This window comes from Acinetobacter sp. CIP 101966, from assembly GCF_000369725.1.
GTDB lineage: Bacteria > Pseudomonadota > Gammaproteobacteria > Pseudomonadales > Moraxellaceae > Acinetobacter > Acinetobacter lwoffii_Q.
Genome location: NZ_KB850159.1, coordinates 497161 through 521753, shown reverse-complemented (window position 1 = coordinate 521753; position 24593 = coordinate 497161). Strand labels below are relative to the sequence as shown.

Sequence of the window (24593 nt, the reverse complement as noted above, 5' to 3'; positions counted from 1 at the left end):
AATTGAGAACCATGCTCTTAGGCATGGTTTTTTTATATCTATAAAAAATGCGAAATTTTCAATTACGTAATCAATTACAAAGATACTTTTACTTGAGCACATTTTGAGTAAGAACTAGAAAGAGGCGAATTATTTAACTGGGAATCGATAGTTTAAAACATGGGAATTTAATTAAAAATATATGGGAATTAATGGTTTACATACTGGGAATTGTAATGGTAGTTTGAGCGACATAGATATAGTAGCAATGATGATATAGTGTTATGAATGATATCGAAAAAGATCAATCAGTTGACCAGAGTGAACAAGATAATAATGATATTCTAGGGGGAATATCATTTGATGAAAAGGATCAAATGATAGACAGTGTGGCTGAGGCTATTCTCAATCGAATACTGGATGATGAAAGGATTAAAGCCTTAAAGCCATCAAAGGATTCTATTGCAGATAGCAGAAGATATGATGGTCGACGTAAAATTGAAAAAAATACGAACCAGAGTATTTTATTAGATGATCTGGTACCAAGAGATAATAAGGCGTTAGCAGCAAGCATCAAGAAACATAAGTGGGCAAAAGAATATTTAGATGTTATAGAAATTCTTTATGAAGAGTTAAATGTAGAAAATAGAGATTTTCCTTTTGGGCGTACAGACCTTCCCAAGTATGGGGATCTACTCTATAGAGTGGTCGATAAATTCTACAGCATAAGAGTACTAAGACGAATAGAAGTCTTTATGTTAGCGCTGTTACATCAGCCAACACCTGCTTTCATATTTTTCGGAACCTCTGGCGAAAAGGTAAAAGAAGAAACGCCATTGCAATTACAAAACAGGATGACACGTTTGGGGTTGGAATTTTTGTTTTTGTGGAGAAAGAAAGATTTTATAAAGCTGCTGGATTGTGAATATTTGTCAAGAAATATAAAAATACTGGTGGATTTTTTTAAAGAATTGGACCCCCCAGTTGGGGAAAAAACGACTTTTACGCTCCAGCATGATCTCAACTTTACTTCGCTATCTGATTTAGATCACCTTTTAATGAGATTAAAGTCATTTGCTGAGAGTGGTAGGCATAAGAAAAATTTGCCTTCAAGAATGCAGTATAGGGTACGAGAGGGCGATGTAGAACCTGCTGCTATGATAGTAAAGCCGAGCCGTATTGATATGACGAAAGCATGGGACAGGCGCTCTAAACAATTATCAGAGGCGATCTCATACTTTAAGAAATATGAACGTCAAAGTATTCTTTTGTATCGTTCTCAAATCCGATTGAATTCTGATTCAGAGCGGGTAACAGCTGAGCAATTTCAAAGTTTATTTGGTACTTTTAATAAAAAAGCTAAGAAACCTAATGGATTAAATGGTTATTCAGATTTCCTATATTTCTGGAAAGAGGATTCTGAAACCCAGGATCTTATACTTGATTTAGTGTGTGTATTTAAGGCAGAAGCTTTGATACAACAAACTGAAAATGAGGGTGAGCAGCTGTATAAATACAGAAATATTCGCAAGGAATTGGAAAATTATCTTCAAATGGTTCTAGATCAACAGCATGAAAATTTTGAAGGAAAAAAAGTTTCTTTACAATTTGAGCCGATTCCAATTTTGCAAAATTTATTGTATGAGCTATCACCAGAGTTTTTTATTGAATTAGGTGATAAAACTAAGTGGAAAACTTTTGAACAAAAGGTTTTACCTTATTTCATATTCTTAGAGTTTTTTGAAATGGACTATGTCGATGAAATTTCAAATCGCTTTAGGAGAGGGCAGTCTAATAAATAATTTTTTAGTACTTAACTTACGCTTCACTTTTCCCTATAAATACAGGGTAATTCGTAAGATTTTCCCTGTTTGCTATAGAAGTAGAGATTTTCATTTTAGTCTTGCGCTTGCTGGCTTATTCAGTTTGAGAATAGCTAGGATATATATTTAATATTATTAAATACTTAAACAACTTAATAACCTTCATCATCCCCAAATGATGAAGGTGTTTTATTGAGAGAAAAATAACTCACCCGCTTCAAAGTTAAAAAATACAGATCAGTCACTCCTATGGAATTAACCACCATAGGACGACAACGATGAATGAAGCACAAACTTTACTGGCAATTGAAAACCTGATGAAGAAAGTGATTAAAAAAACATATCACTGGCAAGATCTCGAATCTGAGTTGGATGGATTAAGCAAAGATGTCGAATTAATTTCTGACTCAAACAGAATGTACAGACCTTTGATTCAAGCTTACTTTGATTTATTACCTAAACGAATCAAACGTAGCGATGAAGAAATATTCTATCGTCGTGCTGCATTTCAAAGGTTCCAGTCTGAACTTAGAGAGCATCATGAAGAGTTCATTAATGAATTTTGTGAAAATAATAAGGAAAATAAAAAAAGTTTGTTTAAGTACTTTGATGGGCTGGTTGACGACCATTGCAAATTATTGCTTGTACGGGTGGATTTATTTTATCGCACTGGGCGTGACCCAAGTATTGAACGCTTTGCTCAAGATATCAAAAGAATGATTAAGCGGGTTCAAGACAAGGATACGATTTTTAAAGATCAGGTCGGTTATGCCTATCGACTGGAACAAGGAGGAAAGAGTAAGGGGTATCACTGTCATCTCTTGGTGATCTATAACGGCTCATTGCGATATGGTGATAGTTATCTAGGAATGCGTATAGGTGAGATCTGGAAGGAAAAAATTACGGGAGATGATGGTCTGTTTTTCAATTGTAACCAGTCTGATTACAGGCAGTATCATCAGCAGAAAGACCAGTGGGGTCTTGGTTTGCTGGAAAGGTCCGATCTAGCTAAAAGAAGTAAGGCCCAAAAGATGCTCGCTTACTTAGCTGATCCTGAAAAGGATGATCAATATATCCGAGGACCCTTATTGGGTATGCGACAGTTTAGAAAGGGGCAATTAAAGAAAGATCAGCGTAAGCGTAAGAATCGTCGATCCCAAAAAATCATAGATATACATCATCTACATGAACAGTGAATGTTTATTTACACATTCAAAGGCTTATCAGACGGTAAGCCTTTTTTCATTTTAGAGGTATATCTTATGAATATTACATGTCCTTATTGCCATTCCGAAAACGTTAGCCGTGTGATTGACCAACAGCCAGCCAATCAGGGTAGCCTGTCTTCCATGACCTGTGCTGGTATTGGTGCCAGCATTTCTAAAAGTTTGCCGATGCCGATCTCTCCGTGGATGGGGGGTATTGCAGGTGCAGTCGTCGGTGGATTGATTGATAGTTTCATCCAGCCCTCCCGACCAGTAGCGACACCCGTTCGTTACTTCCACTGTCACCATTGCCAACGCAATTTTGATTAACCCACTTTAGGAGAAAGGATATGGCGCATCAAGTCGAACAAATGGCTTATGTTGGTGACACTCCCTGGCATGGCTTGGGTAATCACTTGACACAGAATCAGCCCATCGAAGTCTGGGCACAGCAAGCAGGTATGGATTGGCGGATTGAATCCTCCGATGTCAGCTACATGGCACAGAATGAACGTGGGCAGAGCATTATCATGCCCTATGAAGAACAGCGAGTATTGTATCGTTCAGATACTCATGCACCTCTATCGGTAGTGAGTCAGCGTTATCAGGAAGTCCAGCCGATGGAGATTCTGGAGTTCTACCGAGATCTGACTGAGCAATCCGGTTTTGAACTGGAAACTGCAGGTGTTCTCAAAGGTGGTAAGAAGTTCTGGGCTTTAGCACGTACCGGACAAAGCACAGCACTCAAGGGTAAGGATGTCAGTAATGGCTATATTCTGCTGGCGACTGCCTGCGATGGCACACTGGCCACCACTGCACAATTTACCAATATCCGGGTGGTGTGTAACAACACCTTAGCGATTGCCTTACGTGGACAGAGCAGCAGTACGGGTGTGGTTAAAGTGCCACACAGCACCAAGTTTGATGCCGATAAGGTCAAGCAACAGCTGGGGATTTCAGTCCGTGCATGGGATGAGCATATGTATGAAATGAAACAGCTGACTCAACGTAAAGTTACTCAAGGTGAAGCGGCTGCGTATTTTGATGCGGTGTTTAACAATACTAGCCTAAGCATTGCAGATCAGGAGGAGAACATCATTCAGTTCTATCGCAATATTGCCAATCCAAATCCAGCGAAAGAAAAGTCTGAACCGAATGGACGTGCCATGAGCAAAGCCATGAATATGTTTAATGGACAAGGACGTGGTGCAGAACTTAGCTCAGCCAAAGATACTGCTTATGGCTTACTCTGTTCAATTACCGAGTTTGCCGATCATGAACGTCGTGCCATGAGTACCGATCATCGTCTCGATTCTGCTTGGTTTGGTGCAGGTGCTGCGTTAAAGCAGCGTGGACTAGAACAGGCACTCCGCTTAGTGGTTTAAGTTTTATTTAACCCAGTAGTATTACAGTAACGGTCAAGGGTCATGTAGATGATCCTTCTCCAGTGAAGACCCCCTTTTGCCACATCTCCAGATGTGGCTTTTTTTATGCCGAAAATTTTACAGCCCCAGCTATTTATAAGGATCAGACCATGAATCAGATTGCACCGATGAATACCCATCAACTCCCTCATTTCCCAATTCTGAATGAGATGAATGAATCAAATACCGTAGCGAAACGAACAGCGACAGCCAAACGTTTAGCCAATACTAAAAATATGGATTACCAAGAATGGCTAGAAGTGCGTAAGCAAGGGATTGGCAGCAGTGATGCTGCAACTGCCTGTGGCCTAAATCCCTATATGTCTATGCTGGAGCTGTGGATGATCAAGACTGGTCGAACTCAGCAGAACGTTGATGATGACAGCTCAGGCGTTGCACCGCTGTATTGGGGCAAACAGCTAGAGCCATTGGTGGCTGAGTACTACAGTCTGCACACCAATAATAAAGTGAGACGAGTGAATGCCGTGCTTCAGCATCCCGACCCAGACAAAGCTTTTATGTTGGCAAATCTGGATTATGCGGTGGTGGGGAGTGATGACGTCCAGATCCTGGAGTGTAAAACTGCCGGAGAGCATGGTGCCAGGCTATGGCGAGATGGTGTGCCGTTGTACGTGCTGTGTCAGGTGCAACACCAACTTGCTGTCACAGGTAAACAGGCAGCGCATGTCTGTGTTCTGATCTGTGGGCATGAAACCAAGATCTTTAAAGTCAGCCGTTCTGAATCAGTCATTCGACACATCATTCAGGCAGAGCGTTATTTCTGGGAATGTGTGGAAAACGATACACCGCCATCAGTCGATGCCAGTGAATCCGCAGCCAAAGCCATTCTGCAACTCTATCCAGCGCATGTACCGCTGAGCGTTGAAGATCTCTCGCAAAATGAAAATGCCAATTTAATGTTTGATCAGCTCATTAAAATGAAAGAAGAGATTCAGCATAAGCAGGAACGCTTTGACCAGCTGAAGCATCACATCCAAATGCTGATGAAAGATGCTGAAAGAGCTGTGTTTAGTCGTGGCTCGGTGGTGTGGAAGAAAGCCAAGGACTCCATCAGTCTGAATACCAAGGCATTGCTTCAGCACCAGCCTGAACTTATTGAGCTTTATCCCCTTCAGAAGCAAGGCGGTCGTCGATTCAATATCTATACCGACTAGCCTGTTTCAGCCCATTCAATTAGCGAGGCGCAAAAACCGCTCCCCGCCCTCCATTCGCTAGGAATAGAGGGCAAACGGTCGCGGCTTTTGTTGCTAGCAACGTTATTCATTCATTTTTAGTTGATTCAATTATTTCGAAACATGCTTCTTACATATCTACGGCTGGTCTGCTAGCAATAATCTATTTCTGTTGATTGGATTTATTGAGTGTCTTTGAAACACGTCTCTTACATAGCAGCGGCAAATCTGTAAGAAAATAAATTTAAGGATATTTTCCATGATTAAAGGTTTAGCGATTACACCACCAGCTCTAGGGCGTATCAGTATTGGTCGGGTAGTAGAAAAGAATGGCAAACGCCTACCGGAAAAAGATGATCAATTCACCATTACGTCCCAAATCCAAAGCAAAGAAGGATGGGTGAAACATCCACTGGATGAACAGCTTCGAGCCAATACGCCGAATCAAAAACTACGCTCAATCCCTGTCAGAATGATCTTCAATGATCCTGACTTAAACCTACGTGCAGAGTACAGCCTGTTTGACCGTCAGACCGGTCGCCCTGTCTGTGTCGGTAATGGGGAAACCTGCCAGCGATTAACCAATCAAGGCGTAGAGCAACATCCCTGTCCATCGCCAGATTTATGTCCTCTTGCTCAAGGTGGCAACTGCAAACCTTATGGACGTTTACATGTGAACCTGGATGACTCGGATGAGTTTGGTACCTTCATCTTTAGAACTACAGGCTTTAACAGTATTCGGACTTTGGCTGCACGGCTGAGTTATTACCATGCCGCTTCAGGAGGCTTATTGTCTTGCTTGCCTTTGCAACTGACTTTAAGAGGAAAAAGCACCACACAAAGCTATCGTCAGCCGGTGTATTACGTGGATCTAACTTTAAGGGAAGGGATTAACTTGAATGATGCGATTGCTCAAGCCAGGCAAATTGATGAGCAGAGTAAACAAGCTGGGTTTTATCAGGAGGCTTTGGACTTTACGGCAAGGAAGGGTTTTGCCAATGCGCGATTTGAAACAGATATAGAGGAAGGGTTGGATGTGCTGGATGAATACTATCCTGAACAAGAACAGAACCGGGCAGTGGAGCAACAAACTTCGCCTGAAGGGTTTGTACAAGATATTCAACAGGGGTTGCAGCAAAGTGTAAGAGCGGTGAATTAGGCCAAGGTGCTGAAGTATTCAAATTAGTTTTTTACAGAACGTCCTGATTGTTTGAGCGGTAGACAGCTCGCTTAAACAATCTAAGGAGAATCAGTCATGAATACATTTATTGGTCAAACATTTCAAATGAATCAGCTTATCAATATCAAACAAGTTGTGCTGTTTACAGGAGTAGGACGTTCAACTATCTATGAAATGATGGATGAGAATTCACCTTATTACGATCCTACATTCCCAAGGAAAGTTAAAATTACTCAAAATCGTATCGGCTGGTCAGCTTATGAGATCCATCAATGGATTGAAAGTAAGTTGGCGAGTCGAGAATAGAAAGGGAGCTGCATGCCCACTGCTGTCCCATAGTTTGCTTTAAATAAAAAACCTGAGTCCAAATCGTTAAAATATGAGTGCAAACAAACACTTTAACGACCAGGATTCAGGTTTTGTCACATCAGAATACCGTATTTCATCAGCTTATTAAACCCGTCGTGCGACAGGATTTTGAGCAACTTGCTAAAGTACACCATGTTGGACAGAAATTTAGAGCGGCTTCAAGATGGGATCAGTTTATTGCCATCTTGATGTCTCAACTTTCCTGCAGGCAAAGTCTGAGAGATATTCAATCCAATCTGGAGTGCCAACAGGACAAACTGAGTCATTTCGGAGCAAAGTCTATTCCCCGAAGTACACTGGCACGAATCAATGAGCAGCAGCCTGCTGCCTTGTATCAACAGCTCTTTTACAAGTTGCTTAAATACTATGAACACTCAAAAGTAGCCCATAAATTTCGCTTTAAGAATCCATTATATTCCCTGGATGCCAGTCATATTGACCTGTCGCTTTCCTTATGTGAATGGGCCAAAGTTCACGACTCAAAAGCCAGCATGAAACTCAGCATAGGATTGAATCACAGCAATGATATTCCTGAGTTTATTGCAGTTGAAAATGGTAAAGAAAATGACATGTTACAAGGCCGAAAATTCCAGTTTCCCGCTGGCAGCATTGTGGTCTTTGATAAAGGCTATGTCGATTATCAATGGTATGCGAATCTAAGCGCTCAAAACGTTAGCTTTGTGACACGTTTTAGACCTAAATCGGTGTATCAGGTGATCCAGCAACATCCAGTGCTTGAATCCAAAGGCATTCTAAAAGATGAAACCATTCAGCTAAATAGCGCACATGCCCTAAAAAGAAAAGCCCCCGTATTAAGAAGAATTGAATATAGAGATCAGCAAAGTGGCAAGCACTTTAGCTTTCTCAGCAATAACTTTCATCTAGCTGCCTCTACCATTGCAGCGATTTACAAAGACCGCTGGAAAGTTGAATTGTTCTTTAAAGCGATTAAACAGAACCTGAAATTAAAAGCCTTTTTAGGCCGAAGCAAGAACGCCATTCAGACGCAAATCTGGATTGCGATGATCGCCTATTTACTGGTAAGTTTCGCTCAACATTTAGGGAAAAAAGGCTGGACAGTTCAGCGCTTACTCAGAATAATTCAAGTGAATTTATTTGAAATAAAAACCTTAAAAGCGTTATTTTCACCCGATAAAGTCCCCATCAAACAAGAGGAAGCTTAAATGAGCTTCCTCTTGTAAAAATTGTGGGACAGCAGTGGCCTTTGCTCCCTTATTTTTTTGTTTCAAGCTATTCAACCTAAGTTTAAAAGCATGCAGTATTTGCTTTTATATTTTAGAAATAATGGTTATCTTTAAATATATGATAAAAATTAAGTTATTCGCTTTGAGGATATATGTCTAAAAAAGATTTGTCAGAACGTGAGATCTGCACTCGTTTTATCTATCCCGCTTTAATAAATGCAGGGTGGACAGCGCAACAGATCCGTGAAGAAGTGACTTTTACCAAAGGTCAAATCATGGTTCGTGGCAAATTACATACCCGCGGTGAGACCAAACGTGCAGACTATATTCTTTACTATAAAAAGAACATTCCAATTGCGGTGATTGAAGCCAAAGACAATAAACATACTTTAGGTGCTGGTATGCAGCAGGCGCTTGGTTATGCTGACTGTTTACAAACTCCATTTGTATTTTCAACGAATGGAGATGGCTTTCTTTTACATGACCAGACAGAATTGTTTAATTCCAATAAGGTGGAAACAGAACTAGGTTTAGATCAATTCCCACCGCCAGATTTCTTATGGAATCTATATCAACAGCATCATGGTTTAATAACACCTGAAGCAAAAGCAATTGTCGAATTTCCTTACTACGATGATGGTACAGATCGTGCACCTCGTTATTATCAAACCAATGCAATTAATAAGACTCTGGAAGTAATTGCCCGTGGGCAAGATCGTGTCTTATTGGTTATGGCAACAGGCACAGGTAAGACCTATACAGCTTTTCAGATCATTTGGCGTCTATGGAAATCTGGTGCTAAAAAACGCATTCTCTTTTTGGCTGACCGTAATATTTTAGTTGATCAAACCAAGAATAATGACTTTAAACCGTTTGGCGATAAGATGACGAAAATCACCAATCGCACGGTTGATAAAAGCTATGAAATCTATCTGTCTTTATACCAGGCTGTAACAGGTTCAGAAGAAGAGAAGAACATCTATAAGCAGTTTAGTCCTGAATTCTTTGACCTGATCGTAATTGATGAATGTCATCGTGGCAGTGCTAAAGAAGATTCCGCATGGCGTGACATTCTTGAATATTTTAATTCAGCGACCCACATTGGTTTAACTGCGACACCTAAAGAGACCAAAGACACATCCAACATCACTTATTTTGGTGAACCTGTATATACCTATACCTTGAAACAGGGAATTCAAGACGGTTTCCTCGCGCCTTATAAAGTGATCCGTATTGATATTGATAAAGACCTCAAAGGTTGGCGACCAACCAAGGGTCAAAAAGATAAGCATGGCAACGAAATCGAAGACCGTATCTACAATTTAAAAGATATGGATAAAACATTGGTTTTGGAAAAACGTACAGAGCTTGTTGCACAGAAAATTACTGACTATTTGAACAGCACTGATCCGTATGCCAAAACCATTGTGTTCTGTGACAATATCGATCATGCAGAGCGTATGCGTCAGGCTCTTATGAACCTGAACCCTGATAAAATTAAAGAAAATCGCAAGTATGTCATGCGTATTACAGGGGATGATCAAGAAGGTAAAGCTGAACTAGATAACTTCATTAACCCTGAAGAACGTTATCCTGTCATTGCAACTACTTCCAAGCTCATGACGACAGGGGTTGATGCGCAAACTTGTAAATTGATTGTTCTCGATCAGCATATTCAGTCCATGACAGAGTTCAAGCAGATCATTGGTCGTGGTACACGGGTAAATGAAGAGTTTGGAAAGTCTTGGTTCACGATTATGGACTTTAAAAAAGCCACTGAGCTGTTTAGCGATCCTACATTTGATGGTGAACCTGTGGTGATCTATGAGCCGAAAGGTGATGATCCTATTGTGCCACCAGAAGAAGGTGAGGATTCCATAGGTGGTGATGACGTAGAGCCTAAACCTTTTGATCCACCTACTGGTGGTGAAGGAGAAGATCCCGAAGGTGAAACACCTAAGAAATTTGTGGTCAACAATGTGCATGTTAGCGTGATTGGTGAGCGTGTTCAATTCTATGATAACGATGGCAAGCTCGTCACAGAATCCCTGAAGGATTATACCCGTGAGCACATTTTGAAGGACTATGAATCCTTAGATACCTTCCTGAGAAAATGGAAAGGGGCAGAAAAGAAATCACTGATTATTGAAGAGTTTCAAAAACAAGGGGTGATTTTTGAAGCACTAGAAGATGAAGTTGGCAAGGACTTCGATGCTTTTGATCTGATTTGTCACATTGCTTTTGATCAGCCAGCACTGACTAAAAAAGAACGGGCAAATAACGTCCGTAAACGCAATTACTTTACCAAGTACAACGAGCAGGCGCGTCAGGTATTAGATGCATTGCTAGACAAATTTGCCGACCAAGGAATTCAGCCGATTGAAGATGTGCAGATTTTAAAAGTTCCGCCTTTTAATCAGATAGGATCACTCATGGAAATTATTCAGTCCTTTGGTTCGGTTGAAGAATATACAAAAGCACTGAAAGAACTGGGCGATCAACTTTACGATGATGTGTCATAAGGTTGCTGTCTGTTAAACTCTTGCACAAATTTAATATTAATGATTTGAAGTCGAATTATGAGCATTTCGGGAACAATTAAGTCTATTCAAGATACCATGCGTGAAGATGTGGGTGTGGATGGTGATGTACAACGTCTAGGTCAGTTGGTTTGGATGCTTTTCCTGAAAGTGGTTGATGACCGTGAAAAAGAAGCAGAAACTCTTGCATTTTTTGAAGGCAAGACCTTTAAATCACCAATCCCTGAAGAATTCCGTTGGCGTAACTGGGCAGCTAATGATGAAGGTATTACAGGAGATGCCCTTAAAGACTTTATTGATAATCAGCTTTTCCCAAGATTACAAAATCTTGCTCAGGAAAATGAAGACCCTCGTGCCCGTGTAGTACAGTCTGTTTTTGCAGATGCCTATAACTACATGAAATCAGGTGGTCTGATTCGTAAAGTGATTAACCAGATTCAAAAAGGCTTTGACTTTAATAAATCAAGTGAGCGTCACGCTTTTGGTGACATTTACGAGCAATTGCTGCGTGATCTGCAAAATGCGAAAAACTCAGGCGAGTTTTATACCCCTCGTGCTGTAACCACGTTTATGGCACAAATTGTTGATCCAAAACTGCATGAATCTGTGCTTGATCCTGCATGTGGTACGGGTGGCTTTTTAACTTCTGCAATTGAGCATAAGCGTGAGCAATATGTGAAAAATGCCGATGATGAAAAAGTCTTGCATGACAGCATTTACGGTATTGAGAAAAAACCTTTACCGCATTTGCTTTGCACCACCAATATGATTTTGCACGGCATTGATGTGCCTGTAAAAATCCGTCGTGATAATACTTTGTCTTATCCATTGATTTCATGGACAGCAGATAAGCGTGTGGACGTGATTCTGACCAACCCACCATTTGGGGGGACAGAAGAACAAGGCATTGAGAAGAATTTCCCGTCTAAGTTCCAAACCCGTGAAACTGCCGATTTGTTTATGGTGCTGTTGATTCAGCTTTTAAAAGCCAATGGTCGTGCAGCCGTGGTGTTACCTGATGGCTTTATGTTTGGTGAGGGGATTAAAACCGCCATTAAAGAAGAGCTGATGGAGAAATGTAATCTGCATACCATTGTACGTTTACCGAAATCTGTTTTTGCACCGTACACTTCAATCAGTACCAATATTTTATTCTTCACCAAAGGCAAAAAGACCGAAGATATTTGGTTCTATGAGCATCAATTACCACAAGGTGTAAAAGCGTATAACAAGACCAAGCCGATTCAAGTAAAAGAATTTGACCCGATTAAAGCATGGTGGGGCAATGAAGCTGACGATTTTGTGAGTCGTGTGCAAAATGAACAGGCGTGGAAAGTTTCTAAGCAAGAGATTTTAGATCGTAATTACAATTTAGATATTAAGAATCCGCATCAAGCGGAAGAGGAAATCAAAGACCCTGAAGAATTGTTGGCGCAGTATACGGATTTACAAGCTGAGATCAGCAAAATCCGTAACCAGCTAAAAACGATTTTAGATGAAGCGTTAAGCCAATAATTTAGGGTGAATGAGATGACCGATGTAAAACAGCTCATTACTGAGCACTTGGATATTTGGCTGACTGCGGAAACGGAGAAGAAGTCAGGGCGTGGACGTAGTTCGGGTTCGAATGATATGATTTATGGTGTGCAGAAGCTTCGTGAATTAATTTTAGATTTGGCGATTTCAGGGAGTTTAGTAAAAACTCATTCAACAGTTCAATTTGAACAAGAGTTTTTCAGCCTAAACAAAAGTAATTCAAAAAAAATTGATACTAGTGTGATTAAAGAAAAACTTAACGACACTATATTTAAAATACCATCTTCTTGGGCTTGGGAAACTTTAGGAAATTTATTTTATTTTGAGAATGGCGATAGAGGAAAAAACTATCCCAATAAAGATTGCCTTGTTGAAATAGGTATTCCATTTGTTAATGCTGGTCATTTGAAAAATGATAGTATTGATATTCATGAGATGACATTTATTACTCAGGATAAATTTGACACATTAAACAGTGGTAAATTTAAAGAAGGTGACATTTTATATTGCTTAAGAGGTTCACTTGGTAAATATGCTGTTGTTCAAAAAGATTTGAAGGGGGCAATTGCTTCATCTTTAGTAATATTAAGAGCTTATGAAAATAGCTTCATCGATTATATAAGTCTTTTTTTGCAGTCTAATTTTGCTAAAAAGCAGATCAAAATTTACGATAATGGTACTGCTCAGCCAAACTTATCATCAGCCGATCTAAGAAAATTCCTAGTGCCTATGCCATCTAAGGAAGAAAGATCACAAATCGTTGAAAAAGTTGATGAACTCATGCAACTGTGCGATCAGCTTGAACAACAACAAACTTTAAGCAGTGATGCACATGCCACATTGGTCGATACTTTACTAAAAGCCTTAACTGAATCGAGCGATGCCGATGATTTTCAAGGCAACTGGCAACGCATTGTCGCAAACTTTGATGTGCTATTTACTACGGAACACAGCATTGAACAGTTAAAACAAACGGTTTTACAGCTTGCTGTGATGGGTAAGTTGGTCAAACAAGACCCAAGCGATGAGCCTGCAAGTGAGTTACTTAAAAAAATTGCGGATGAAAAAGCCAAGCTGATTCAAGACGGTAAGATTAAGAAGTCGAAGCCTTTGCCTGAAATTGCTGAGGATGAGAAGCCATTTGAGTTGCCGAGTGGGTGGGCGTGGGTGCGCTTAGAAAATATCTCTGAATTGATTACTAAAGGCTCTTCGCCAAAATGGCAGGGAGTTAATTATGTTGAAGAAGGATTACTATTTATAACTAGTGAAAATGTAGGTTCTTATTCATTAATTTTGGAAAATATGAAATATGTTGAAGAGAAGTTCAATGAAATTGAACCTAGATCTATTCTTGAAGAGAATGACTTTTTAATGAATATTGTTGGTGGGTCAATCGGTAGAACTGCTATTTATGATCTAGAGAAAGTCGCTAATATTAATCAAGCAGTCTGTTTAATTAGATTATTTTTAGAATATTTAGATAAATTGTTCCTCTTACATTTCTTTAATTCTGAAATATGTAAAAACTATATGTTTGATAAACAAGTGGATAATGCTAGACCAAACCTCAGTATGGGTAATATTTCAAAGTTTTTAATTCCTATTCCACCAATCAAAGAGCAAAAATTAATTATTGAAAAAGTAAATGAAATTTTCTCTATGATTGAACAGCTTCAAGTTTTACAAAGTAAATTACAGAAAACCAAGCTTCATTTAGCAGATGCTTTGGTAGCGAATGCTGTGGAAGGGGTGTGATGGGATCAATTGATACTAAATATAGAAATAATCTACCTGTTTCTGATGCAACAGAAGAACTAGAGAAATTTATTGAGTCTAAAGGTGGAAAAAATGTGCATGACAGCCGCCATCAGAGACAAATTAGTAAAAATGGCTATGCTTTAGCGGGCGGTCTGGTTTATGAGTTCCCTTATAGAAAGGGTTTAATGATTCAATTAAATGCTGATCTTCCAAGCATTTATGTGAAAAGCATTTTGCCAAATGGACAACATATTTTTGATGTAGTCCCTGAAGTTAGAAGTTTTCACAAACATGGTAAAGTCTATAGTGAAAATAAAAAAGGTGACTCTAAGAAAGGATATCATGCAGCATTAGATCACGAGGACTGGCTTGCACCAAGTCATGACAATCCTGTTGTTCTCTTGAGCCTTATAGAGATTGATATCGCTAAACAAATTGTAGATTTAATATGTAGCAATGGTGCGATATGCAAAAGAGTTGAACTTTCGCCAGTAACTTTAAAAAAATCAGATAAAGAATTATCTCCTGAAGACCTCTTAAAAAAGCTCGAACGCCAATCTGAAATTGGTGCTAGAGGTGAAGAGCTTCTCTTTGAAAAATTAAAAGTAGATTTTGGAGTTGAAAGCGATCCTAAAAAATCTTTAATTCATACCAGTAAAAAAAATTCTTCCGCAGGCTATGACATTGAATATCACTTTGAAGATGAACATCGTTATATTGAAGTCAAAACCACAACCCAAAATGCAGAAGCAGATTTTTTCTTTAGCATTAATGAGTACAACGTGCTTGAGGCGAAAGGCGATGAAGGTTATCTTTATAGAGTCGTGCTAGATCCCGATCTCAGCACAATAGTTACTTTAGAAGAAAGAAAAAATCCTTTTGGCGATAAAGATACAAGCGATTTTAAAGCGATTGCGTTTAAAGCAAGTTTAAAAGATTTTGAGAAAAAATAAATGGAACGTGGCGAACTAATAAAATCTGCGGCTTTTTGGCTGAATATGTTTAAAAATGATATTAATACTTTGGGTGGTCTTATAGGTATTACTTACAATTCTGGTCATTTTGATCAGTGGTTTAGTCTATATAATAAGAAGATAGAAATTACAAGTAATAGCATTGCTAATATTTTAAGTTCTTTGGATTGGCAAACTTGTCTAAAGTTCTGCTTAGATATGTCTAAAAAAATGCCAGAACCTGTTTTATATAATATGGTTATGTTTTTTTATGACGATAACATACCCGCTATTTGTTTAGACTCACGTAAAGAGATCATTGCGAATTTACCTGAATATTTTTGTGGTTCAGATTCAAGAGTTAAATTTTTAAGGAAATATTTTTATATTTCACAATATCAAAACTATACTAGTAAAAATAGCAATCCATCAAAATTCAATCAATTAATTGAGCTTGTCGATAATCAAAATGCATGGTCATTGGATGAGTTATTTGAATATGTTGGTGCTTATAACTGTGCAACTTGGACTTTTAGAGGGATTATTCTAGGTATTCTAGATCCTAACTTTAGAACAGAAGAAGATAATTCCAAATTAGTCGCTACTTTCAATAATATATTAACTAAAGATAGCTGTAGCTTAGTACCAAACAAAGAAAAATCAAAATATCGTACTAGGTACAAGTTTGTCGAAGTCAGAAAAACTACAAGTAAAGTTCCTCAAAGGCTGATTTTTGGAGCAAAAGGCGTAAAACCAAACTTTGGCATCACCGATGTAATTGATGGTGACATCAATCTAGTTGCTAATGATGGTGAGGCACTCATTTATGATCAAAAAATAGAAGATAGTTTAAATTGGTCTGAACTATTGGAATGGTGGGAAGATTACAACTTAGATTCCAAAATTTCTCTTAAAAAACGTCTTATTGAGTCATTAGATTCAGAGCCTGAAATTTTGTTCTTTAACGCATATTTCCAAAATTTTTATTCTCAACTGGATAAAAATCTACCCGCACTAATTCCACAGGTTTACGTAGCATATGATCCAATTTCAGCTAAAAACCTTCCAAATGGAAAAGCTCGAATCAGGCAACGTATAGACTTCCTTATGATCTTGCCAAATCTAGAACGAGTGATTATCGAAATTGATGGAAAACAGCATTACGCAAAAGAAGATGGTCGAGCCGATACCAAACGATATGCTGACATGGTTAGGGTAGATCGCGAGTTACGTTTAAGAGGGTATGAGGTTTACCGCTTCGGTGGTGCGGAGTTCTATAATGATCAAAATACACCCGGAGATAATGCGGTATCAGTTGTAAAAGATTTCTTTACAGCATTGTTTAAGCAACATGAAATTCTTTAATTTTTAAAACACAAAAATTCTAGTTATATCTATATGATTTTTAAATATTATTTTATCACCTAGGCGTTGGTAGGCTAATTTCAATGAATAAGTATTTAACGCTTGTAGGCTGATAAGTAATTGATTAATCTTATTTTTAGCAAGTAGTCTTTAGTGATGTTTTGCTTTTGCTAATATCTGGTATATGTCGGTTGAACTTGCTTATGTTTCGAGAGCGGAGGAAACAGCCTAATTTTTTAGGCAAGTAAAATATACAAGTCAAAAATCCTTTTCAGTTGCGTTTCTCTTGTACGCAGGCGATACAAAATATGAAGCCCATAACTTACGTTATGGGCTTCATAAATTTATGATAATTGGGTAAATTATGGGTAAAAGTTGAATAATGAAAAACAATTACTATCTATAGGAATTCATAATAGATCGTCAGTTAAGCTGCCACCATCGCTACAGATATTTCTACTTTAAGTTTTAAATTAACTTGAAGTAGAAATATCCATTAATAAATTGTTGTTTTTATGTAGAAATGTGATTAAATTACAAAAAATTAAATATTAGTAGAGGGTAGCTTGCAGTTCGTAATTAATAATCCTTACCGTATTTTGGGGCTTACTGCAAATGCTTCATCAAGAGAAGTAGCAAAAAGAGTAGCTGATTTAGAAACATTTGCTGAGTTTGGTAAGCCAAAAAAATATTCCCTTGATCTAACTGAAATAGCACCTCTTACAAGAACAGTAGATACGATTCAGCAAGCTGCGAAAGATATAGAAAATGATACTGATAAATTAGTCTATGCATTTTTTTGGTTTGCTAAAGTCGATAGTGTGGATGATTTAGCGATAGAGTGTATTGAAAATAATGCAGTTCAAAAAGCATTTGAAATATGGGATCAGCAAATTTCTAAAGATGAAAATGAGGCGAAGTTCTCATGGCGATTAAACCGTGCTGTCATCTCTTTATTTCGATCTCAGGCACCACAATTTGATTCCACCAACTTTGAATTGGCTTTGGCAGATTTAGGGTATTTAACCGATGAGCATTTTGAAGAGGTTAAAGACTTTGTATTTGGTAATAACAGTGTAAATGTTAATCAGCCTCAAGTTGTGAAAAAGATTATCGATGAGCTTATTGGCTTTGTGAGTAATTTGGAAGAACAGCCTTATGGTGAACATTATCTTGATCTTTTGAATGAGTTTTGGACATTTAATTCAGACTTGCAGGATTATATTCAGACGAAATTATTTGCACCTTGTATTAATCAGATCGAGATTGCGATCCAAAAAAGTAAACAGTTGAGAGATGCTGAAAATTCAAGTTCTATAAACCAATATAATGGTTTGAAAGAAGTTGAAGATCTAATTTATGAGATAGACGAGTTTTCAGAAAATTATAAGATTCAGAATATTATCAATGAATACGCCAATGAGGTGAGACGATGCTCACTATATGCATACAATCAGATGGATAATCGTGATTTGGCATATGAATTAATTTCATGGGCCGAAGCGTTACCATCCTATGGACAGGTTGCTCAGGATATTGAGAAAAATAAAGAAGAATTAATTGATTTAATAGAAAATGATAAATTTGAAGAGATCTATGCAACTATTACTGATTATATAAAACGAGATTTACACTCCATAGATGATGCTAGAAAAGTTTTGAATGTATTTAAAATTGAGCTGGCAAAAGTAGATGTACATAACGAAATGTACTATACAGTATCCTCCTACTGCGTTACCAAAATTTTGAATTACTTAATTGATGAATTTAATGAAGCGAGTGATCGATTAGAACGTGATAAAAATTTAGAAGGTTTTTATAGAGTAGCTGTGTCAGTCCGTGATGTTATGGCGCAACTTAGGAATTTTGAAAAATCATCAGAAGTTAAAGAGCGATTAGAAAATAATTATCGAAGTATAAGTTCACAAGCCAATGAAGTGCATAGTATTTTAGAAACTGTCAAAAGAAATGGTACATCGAATTATTCGAATAATAATTCATCATATCCTTCAGCATATAAAGAGCCCGGCTTCTATAAATCTGATACAGATATCATAGTTAGTGGAACCCTCGGTGGGTTGGCGGAACTTTGGGGATGGAGTGCGGGAGTCCTTCGACTTGCTTTCGTTTTAATTAGTGTATTTACGTCTATTTGGCCAGGGGTCATTGTATACATCATATTGAGCATGATTATGCCAAAAAGAAATTAATGATTGAGTAAGTTGACAAAAATAACTAAACATGCGAAAAGACATTTTTGGTTAAACGATGTTTGCACATGCCACGGATTGTTACCGTCCCACTCAGCTTAGAACAGCGTGCACAACTAATTCTCCTGACCAAGCATGCAGCACATTGGCGTGAAAGACAACGTGCCCAAACTATTCTCTGGCTTTCCGAAGGTAAAACTGTTGCCGAAGTTGCTGCGTTACAAGAGCGTATCCCAGAAACCATAAGGCTACAACGCCGACATTGGGAGCTACATCAGTTTGAATCGATTCAAGAAGGTCATCGCTCAGGCCGTCCCAATACACTGACATCAAACTATCAGGCTCAAATCTTAGAGTGGGTCAACACAAGCCCACTCAATGCAGAACAAATCCGAGTCAAACTGCATGAAAAACACGGTGTGTCCGTGTCTGTTGAAACTATTCGCAAGTTTTTGCGAGATTCAGGCATGGTCTTCAAACGCACCCGCCACAGCTTGAAAAAAAAGAGACCCGACCGCATTTGGACAAGCGCAACAGCAAATTGAAGCATTACGTGAGCAAGCGGCACGTGGTGAAATTGTATTGGGCTATGTCGACGAAACAGGATTTTCGGCTACGCCAGATAACCGTTATGCATGGACAAAGATAGGCGATGTTCATGCGGTTGATGCTGTAAGACTAAAGCGAGTTAATGTGATGGGTTGTCTCCTGTCAACGGGTCATCTGATCACCAGTTGCCTACAGGAGTCCGTTAACAGTCGCTGGTTTTATGCCTATTTGATGGGTGTAGCAGCACAGGTGAAACGCAGCTATCAAGTTCCTTTGGTGTTGATTGTTGACAATGCCTCGATTCATCGCAGCAAACAGATGGTAGATTGGCGCAAGCTTCTTGTACAAGAGTATTCAACGACTTTGTATTTTCTACCTGCGTATAGTCCTGAGCTGAATAGAATTGAGATGGTTTGGAAGCAGATGAAGTATAACTGGCGGGATTTTAAGGTAATGAAGGCAGATCAAATAGAGCGTTGGGTTGGGCAGATTTCAAAGGGTTTTGGTAATGAATACATGTTTACTTTTTAGTTGATACTTATTTAAGAATGAAGAATTCAATGAAAAGAATAGCTGTGCTTATAGTATTGGGTGGATTATTTGGACATGTATCAGCAGCATCGAATGATCAAATCCCACAGGATATCCGCGTTAAATTTGTTGAGGTTGAACAATTAAACCAACAGACATTAGAACAGCTTAAGCAAATTAAGACAGAAAGCCTTAAACAGCAACAAGCTTTAAGTGCAAAGATTGTTGAGCAAGATGAACAACATCAATTGCAAATAAAGACTTTAAATGACGAGATAAAAGTTTTAGAAGCGCAATTACAGGAAAGTATAAAAGCACATGCACAGACAGTTGAAAAATTAAATCAGCTCAATAAAACAACTGCTGATACTACTGCAACGATTAACGACAGTATTGCTACTCGAACAATCGCAGCACTGATCGGGTTGTTTTTAGCATTAGCTTTAATTGCTGCAAGCTACTTCTTACTCAGAAAAAGACAGAATCAATCAAGCGAGGATCTGTCTTCTCAAGTGAAACTAGCTTTAGATAATGTACGGCAAACTGAAGAAAATATTGTGAAGTCTGACATTCAACTTGCTGACCGCTTACATGAAGTTTTAATTCAGCTTAAAGAACAAGCCAAAGTTACACCTATGGTTCAACAGAATAGCGAACCGGATCATAGTCTACCTCTAAAATTGGCGGATGAAATTCATCGTATGCGTAAACGTCTTGCAGCATTGCCTGAAGATACTAAAGGATTGAAGCCTCTCAGTAAGTCATTAGAACGGCTAGAAGATGAGTTATCTGAGCAAGGCTATGAAATTATTGATCATACTGGTGCTGAATATATAGAAAATATGTCGATCAAAGCTCAGGTCATACCAAGTGATGAACTAGAAAATGGTCAAAGTATTATAACGAAGGTTATTGTTCCACAAGTGAATTTTAATGGGGTGATGATTCGTATGGCAGATGTAGAAGTTAGTGTAGGTTAAGGAACTATAAAAATGCGTCAAAAGATTGATTACGGTATTGATTTAGGAACAACAAACTCAGCGATTGCTCGTATGGAGGATGGTGAAGCATTTATTATAAAAAGTGATGATAATCAGATGGATACAACGCCATCTATAGTTTCTTTTAATAAAAAACAAGCTGTTTTTGTAGGATTGAGCGCAAAAAATGCATTAGAGAGAGAATCCGTTAGTTTTCATAGAAATCGAAAAAAAGCTGAGCCAAATGGTTATCAAGAATTTAAAAGAACCATGGGGACGGACCACCAATATACTTCTTCAAATATGCAACGATCTTATACTTCGGAAGAATTATCTGCTGAGGTATTGAAAAAACTGAAAGGTTATATTCGTGATGAGGAAGTCACATCTGCTGTAATTACAGTACCTGCAATGTTTAGGCAAAGCCAATTAGATGCAACACAACGTGCGGCTGAATTGGCTGGTTTTAGTTATTGTGAATTACTTCAGGAACCCATTGCTGCTTCAATCGCTTATGGAGTTAAAGCCAACGCTACTACAGGCTATTGGTTAGTATTTGACTTTGGTGGAGGAACTTTTGATGCTGCATTAATGCATGTTGAAGAAGGCATTATGAAAGTGGTGGATACTGAAGGTGATAATCATCTCGGTGGTAAAAATCTTGATAATGCGATTGTTGATCAGCTCTTAATTCCAGAATTACAAAAGCAATGTGAGTTATCGGATACTCTTGAAAATGAAAGTACTAAAAAACTCCTTCAAGATGCATTAAAAAAATATGCTGAAGAAGCAAAAATCGCTTTATCCTCTAAAGAGAAATGGAGTTATTTCTTAGAGGATTTGGGTGAAGATGATGATGGGGAAGAAATTCAAGCTGATCTTGATATTAGTTTGGAGCAGTATGAAAAAGTCGTCAGTCCAATTTTCCAACGTGCAATTGACATCGTTCAAGATGTATTAAAACGTAATAATTTAAGTGGCCGTGATTTAGAGTCTCTTATCCTCGTTGGTGGACCAACTTTCCAACAAACGTTGCGCCGCATGTTAAAAGAGCAAATTACAGAAAAGGTTGATACAAATATTGACCCGATGACAGCAGTGGCAAAAGGTGCTGCGTTATTTGCTTCTACAAAAGATATTCCAGGGGATCTACAAAAACGTGATAGTTCAAAAGCACAATTAAGCCTGAAATATCCGGAAACGACTGTAGAAACGCATGAAAATTTAGGCATTCGGATTGACCGTGATCAGTCTACAGCCAACTTGCCTGATACGTTTACTTTAGAAATTATTCGTGGTGATAGTGGTTGGTCTTCAGGGAAAGTGATTGTTGAAGGCGATGTAGAAATTATAGAACTCATGTTAAATGAAGGTAAAACCAACCAATTTAACATTAAATTATCTGGACCTGATGGTTCAAATATACCGTGTGAACCAAGTTCCATTACGATTATTCAGGGTATGAAGATTGCTAATGCAACTCTACCTTATAGTGTAGGCATTGAGGTGTATGATACGGTAGATAACAAACAGGGTGTTTACCCACTAGCAGGTTTAGAAAAAAATAAAACTTTACCAGCTAAAGGTAAAGGTTCTTTCAAGACTATGAAAGATATTCGACCAGGTGTTAAAGAAGATCAACTTTTAATACCAATTTATGAATTGAGTCGAGAGAATGCGGGATCTAGAGCCATCTTAAATACATTCTTCGGTAAATTTGCTATCACGGGTCAAGATATTTCTAGTTTTCTTCCTGCGGGAAGTGAGGTGGAAGTAACCTTAAATATTGATGCTTCACGCCGAGGAAAATTATCGGTTTATCTGCCATCTTTAGATGAAAGTTTTGATATTGTGATTGAGCCGACAATTGAAAAAGATGTAAAGAAAGAGGAATTACAGAAAGAGATTGTTCAGGCAAAAGCAACAGCACAACGCCTTGTAAATGAAGGAAATAGTGTTGCAGAAAAACAGCTTGAACAGCTGGATGAAGCAGAACAAGTGTTAAATGATCGTGGTCATGAACGCTCAAGTAAGGAAGAAGTACGTGCCAAGCTCCAAGAGTCTTTGATTGAGTTAGATAAGCAAGAAGAAGCTGGTGAGTGGCCAAAAGTGAAGCAAGAGCTTCAGGAAACACTCAATCACTTAATTATGCAAAATAAGCGTTACGGTAATACTCAGACGAATCGTCTTGTTGAAGAGTCTGAAGAGCATGTCCGTCAAGTGATGGCTGCCAAAGATATTCAATCTGCAAAGAAGTTAGAGGGTCAATTGTCTTCTATGGCATTTGAGCTACAAGGACAAGATATTAGTTTCTGGGTAGGTGCTATCTATTATCTCGATGAAAGTTTTGATGAAATTAAATGGACAAACCGTACAGAAGCATATCGTGGTGTACAAAACCTCAAACAATTGCTTAATATGAATCCTAATAAAGATCGTCTTGAGCAGGCTGTCTGGGAAGTTGTGCAATTGATGAGCCCTGAAAGTAAAGCAGCTATGCAAAATGTTAATAATGACCTATTGAGACGTTAAGAAGAAAATGAAACGAGTCGGTACATTTCCTAAAAAATCTGTAATCCAAGACCAATATCAAGTTCAGATTTACTTAGGTGAACATGATTGTTGTGAAGTGTATCGAGTCGTGGATTTAAACTCTCATGAGCTTAAGCTGATGAAAGTTATTCAAAATGATTTTCTAGCCAATATTGATATTGATTTATTAAAAGAAAATTTGTATCAAGCATCTTTGTTCGTACATCCAAATTTGATGATACAGTCTGAATTAAAAAACTTTATAAGTGATGGGGTTAAGTATTATTACTTTTTAAATGATTATCTTAAAGGCGAATCACTTGAAAATTTAGCAGAGCGAAAATTAAAACTCACAGTTACGGAAAGTTTAGATATTTTATTACCGATTTTAGAGGCATTGGAATATTTGGGCCATCACAAGAAGATTCACAAATTCATAGATCCGAGTTATATATACTTGGATTACAGCTCAGAAAAAAAACAAAGTTTTTTATGTTTGGTTAAAGTAAATCAATTTTTTGATGGTTCAAAGAAAAGTATAGCTTTAGCATATCAATCCAGTGCCAATAATATTAAAGAATGTGATGCAGAAGGTGATCTTTTTGCATGGATGGTCGTTTTATACAAGTGTATTACTGGTGTGCATCCTTGGAATTATGATATTGACTGGGAAGAGCAAACAGCTAATATTATAAAAAAACGGATAGTGATACATCGTATGAGTTATCCATCTACGCCTTTATCTTTTTATAAAAAAATATATGAAAAAGCGGATGATATATTTGGTTGTATTTTAGATGGCGACCAAATAAAAGCAAAACTAAGTATAAATGCTCTTAAATCCAATTTGCTGACAGTATTTGATTCATCTTGGAACGATTGGGACTCCAAAGCACATAAGAATCTTACATTAGAAAAGAATTCGAAAAAATCTAATGAAAATAATACATCTAGAAAAGGCTTAGAAAAAGTTGCAGGTATGAGTGACCTGAAAAAACAATTGGATGTGGATGTTATACAATCGCTAAGGCAAATTGAAAAATATCAAAAATATGGTATTGAGCCATTAAATGGGATACTGTTATATGGTCCACCTGGTTGTGGTAAGACATTTATTGAGAGGTGGATCAGGAAATTTGAACAACACCTATAAGTGATATTTTGCTCCCCAAATGATGTTATAAACATCAATATATGGAGTATTTTATGACACGTAGACCAAGAAGAAATCATTCAAATGACTTTAAAGCTAAGGTAGCAC

19 protein-coding genes are annotated in these 24593 nt (G+C 38.0%); all 19 read left to right on the top strand.

The window, feature by feature from the left end; translation table 11 throughout:
- The first annotated feature begins 263 nt into the window (after positions 1-263).
- The 19 genes from F891_RS05340 to F891_RS05250 all read left to right on the top strand — a co-directional run bounded on the left by F891_RS05340 (position 264) and on the right by F891_RS05250 (position 24485).
- The gene (locus tag F891_RS05340) at positions 264-1781 is read left to right on the top strand and encodes a hypothetical protein (RefSeq protein ID WP_005262493.1); all 1518 of its coding nucleotides are present in this window, start codon (positions 264-266) and stop codon (positions 1779-1781) included.
- A gap of 299 nt (positions 1782-2080) precedes the next feature.
- Complete coding sequence (locus tag F891_RS05335; RefSeq protein WP_005262490.1) at positions 2081-2998, top strand: inovirus-type Gp2 protein; 918 nt, start codon at positions 2081-2083, stop codon at positions 2996-2998.
- Positions 2999-3064: 66 nt separating this feature from the next.
- A complete protein-coding gene (locus F891_RS05330; RefSeq protein WP_005262489.1) occupies positions 3065-3337 on the top strand; it encodes a hypothetical protein in 273 nt (90 codons plus the stop codon).
- Between the two features lie 20 nt (positions 3338-3357).
- On the top strand, positions 3358-4392 hold the full coding sequence (locus F891_RS05325; RefSeq protein WP_005262485.1) for a DUF932 domain-containing protein: 1035 nt from the start codon (positions 3358-3360) through the stop codon (positions 4390-4392).
- A gap of 149 nt (positions 4393-4541) precedes the next feature.
- Complete coding sequence (locus F891_RS05320; protein WP_005262484.1) at positions 4542-5606, top strand: YqaJ viral recombinase family nuclease; 1065 nt, start codon at positions 4542-4544, stop codon at positions 5604-5606.
- Between the two features lie 277 nt (positions 5607-5883).
- Positions 5884-6783: a recombination directionality factor gene (locus tag F891_RS05315; RefSeq protein ID WP_005262483.1), complete on the top strand. Its 900-nt coding sequence runs from the start codon at positions 5884-5886 to the stop codon at positions 6781-6783.
- Between the two features lie 96 nt (positions 6784-6879).
- Positions 6880-7110, top strand: a complete 231-nt coding sequence (locus F891_RS05310; RefSeq protein ID WP_004811081.1) for a helix-turn-helix transcriptional regulator — start codon at positions 6880-6882, stop codon at positions 7108-7110.
- Between the two features lie 113 nt (positions 7111-7223).
- Positions 7224-8357 (top strand): IS4 family transposase, encoded by a 1134-nt coding sequence (locus tag F891_RS05305; RefSeq protein WP_004647387.1) that lies wholly within the window; start codon positions 7224-7226, stop codon positions 8355-8357.
- Positions 8358-8530: 173 nt separating this feature from the next.
- Positions 8531-10900: an EcoAI/FtnUII family type I restriction enzme subunit R gene (hsdR, locus tag F891_RS05300; protein WP_005262480.1), complete on the top strand. Its 2370-nt coding sequence runs from the start codon at positions 8531-8533 to the stop codon at positions 10898-10900.
- Positions 10901-10957: 57 nt separating this feature from the next.
- Positions 10958-12433 carry an N-6 DNA methylase gene (locus F891_RS05295; protein ID WP_005262478.1) on the top strand — a complete coding sequence of 492 codons (1476 nt, stop codon included), beginning with the start codon at positions 10958-10960 and terminating at the stop codon, positions 12431-12433.
- Between the two features lie 15 nt (positions 12434-12448).
- Positions 12449-14209: a restriction endonuclease subunit S gene (locus F891_RS05290; protein ID WP_005262476.1), complete on the top strand. Its 1761-nt coding sequence runs from the start codon at positions 12449-12451 to the stop codon at positions 14207-14209.
- A complete protein-coding gene (locus F891_RS17090) occupies positions 14209-15165 on the top strand; it encodes a protein NO VEIN domain-containing protein (protein WP_005262475.1) in 957 nt (318 codons plus the stop codon). Before F891_RS05290 ends, F891_RS17090 begins: the two co-directional genes overlap by 1 nt.
- Complete coding sequence (locus tag F891_RS05280) at positions 15166-16530, top strand: AbiJ-related protein (RefSeq protein ID WP_005262473.1); 1365 nt, start codon at positions 15166-15168, stop codon at positions 16528-16530.
- Between the two features lie 566 nt (positions 16531-17096).
- Positions 17097-18740, top strand: a complete 1644-nt coding sequence (locus F891_RS05275) for a PspC domain-containing protein (protein ID WP_005262471.1) — start codon at positions 17097-17099, stop codon at positions 18738-18740.
- Between the two features lie 68 nt (positions 18741-18808).
- Positions 18809-19285, top strand: a complete 477-nt coding sequence (locus tag F891_RS05270; RefSeq protein WP_005262470.1) for a helix-turn-helix domain-containing protein — start codon at positions 18809-18811, stop codon at positions 19283-19285.
- Positions 19281-19820, top strand: coding sequence for an IS630 family transposase (locus F891_RS05265; protein ID WP_126038012.1), 540 nt, complete (start codon positions 19281-19283; stop codon positions 19818-19820). The genes F891_RS05270 and F891_RS05265 overlap by 5 nt, the downstream gene beginning before the upstream one ends.
- 29 nt (positions 19821-19849) lie before the next feature.
- On the top strand, positions 19850-20800 hold the full coding sequence (locus tag F891_RS05260; protein WP_005262466.1) for a hypothetical protein: 951 nt from the start codon (positions 19850-19852) through the stop codon (positions 20798-20800).
- A gap of 12 nt (positions 20801-20812) precedes the next feature.
- Positions 20813-23332 carry an Hsp70 family protein gene (locus tag F891_RS05255; RefSeq protein WP_005262465.1) on the top strand — a complete coding sequence of 840 codons (2520 nt, stop codon included), beginning with the start codon at positions 20813-20815 and terminating at the stop codon, positions 23330-23332.
- 7 nt (positions 23333-23339) lie between these two features.
- Complete coding sequence (locus F891_RS05250; protein ID WP_005262464.1) at positions 23340-24485, top strand: protein kinase domain-containing protein; 1146 nt, start codon at positions 23340-23342, stop codon at positions 24483-24485.
- Positions 24486-24593: the final 108 nt, after the last annotated feature.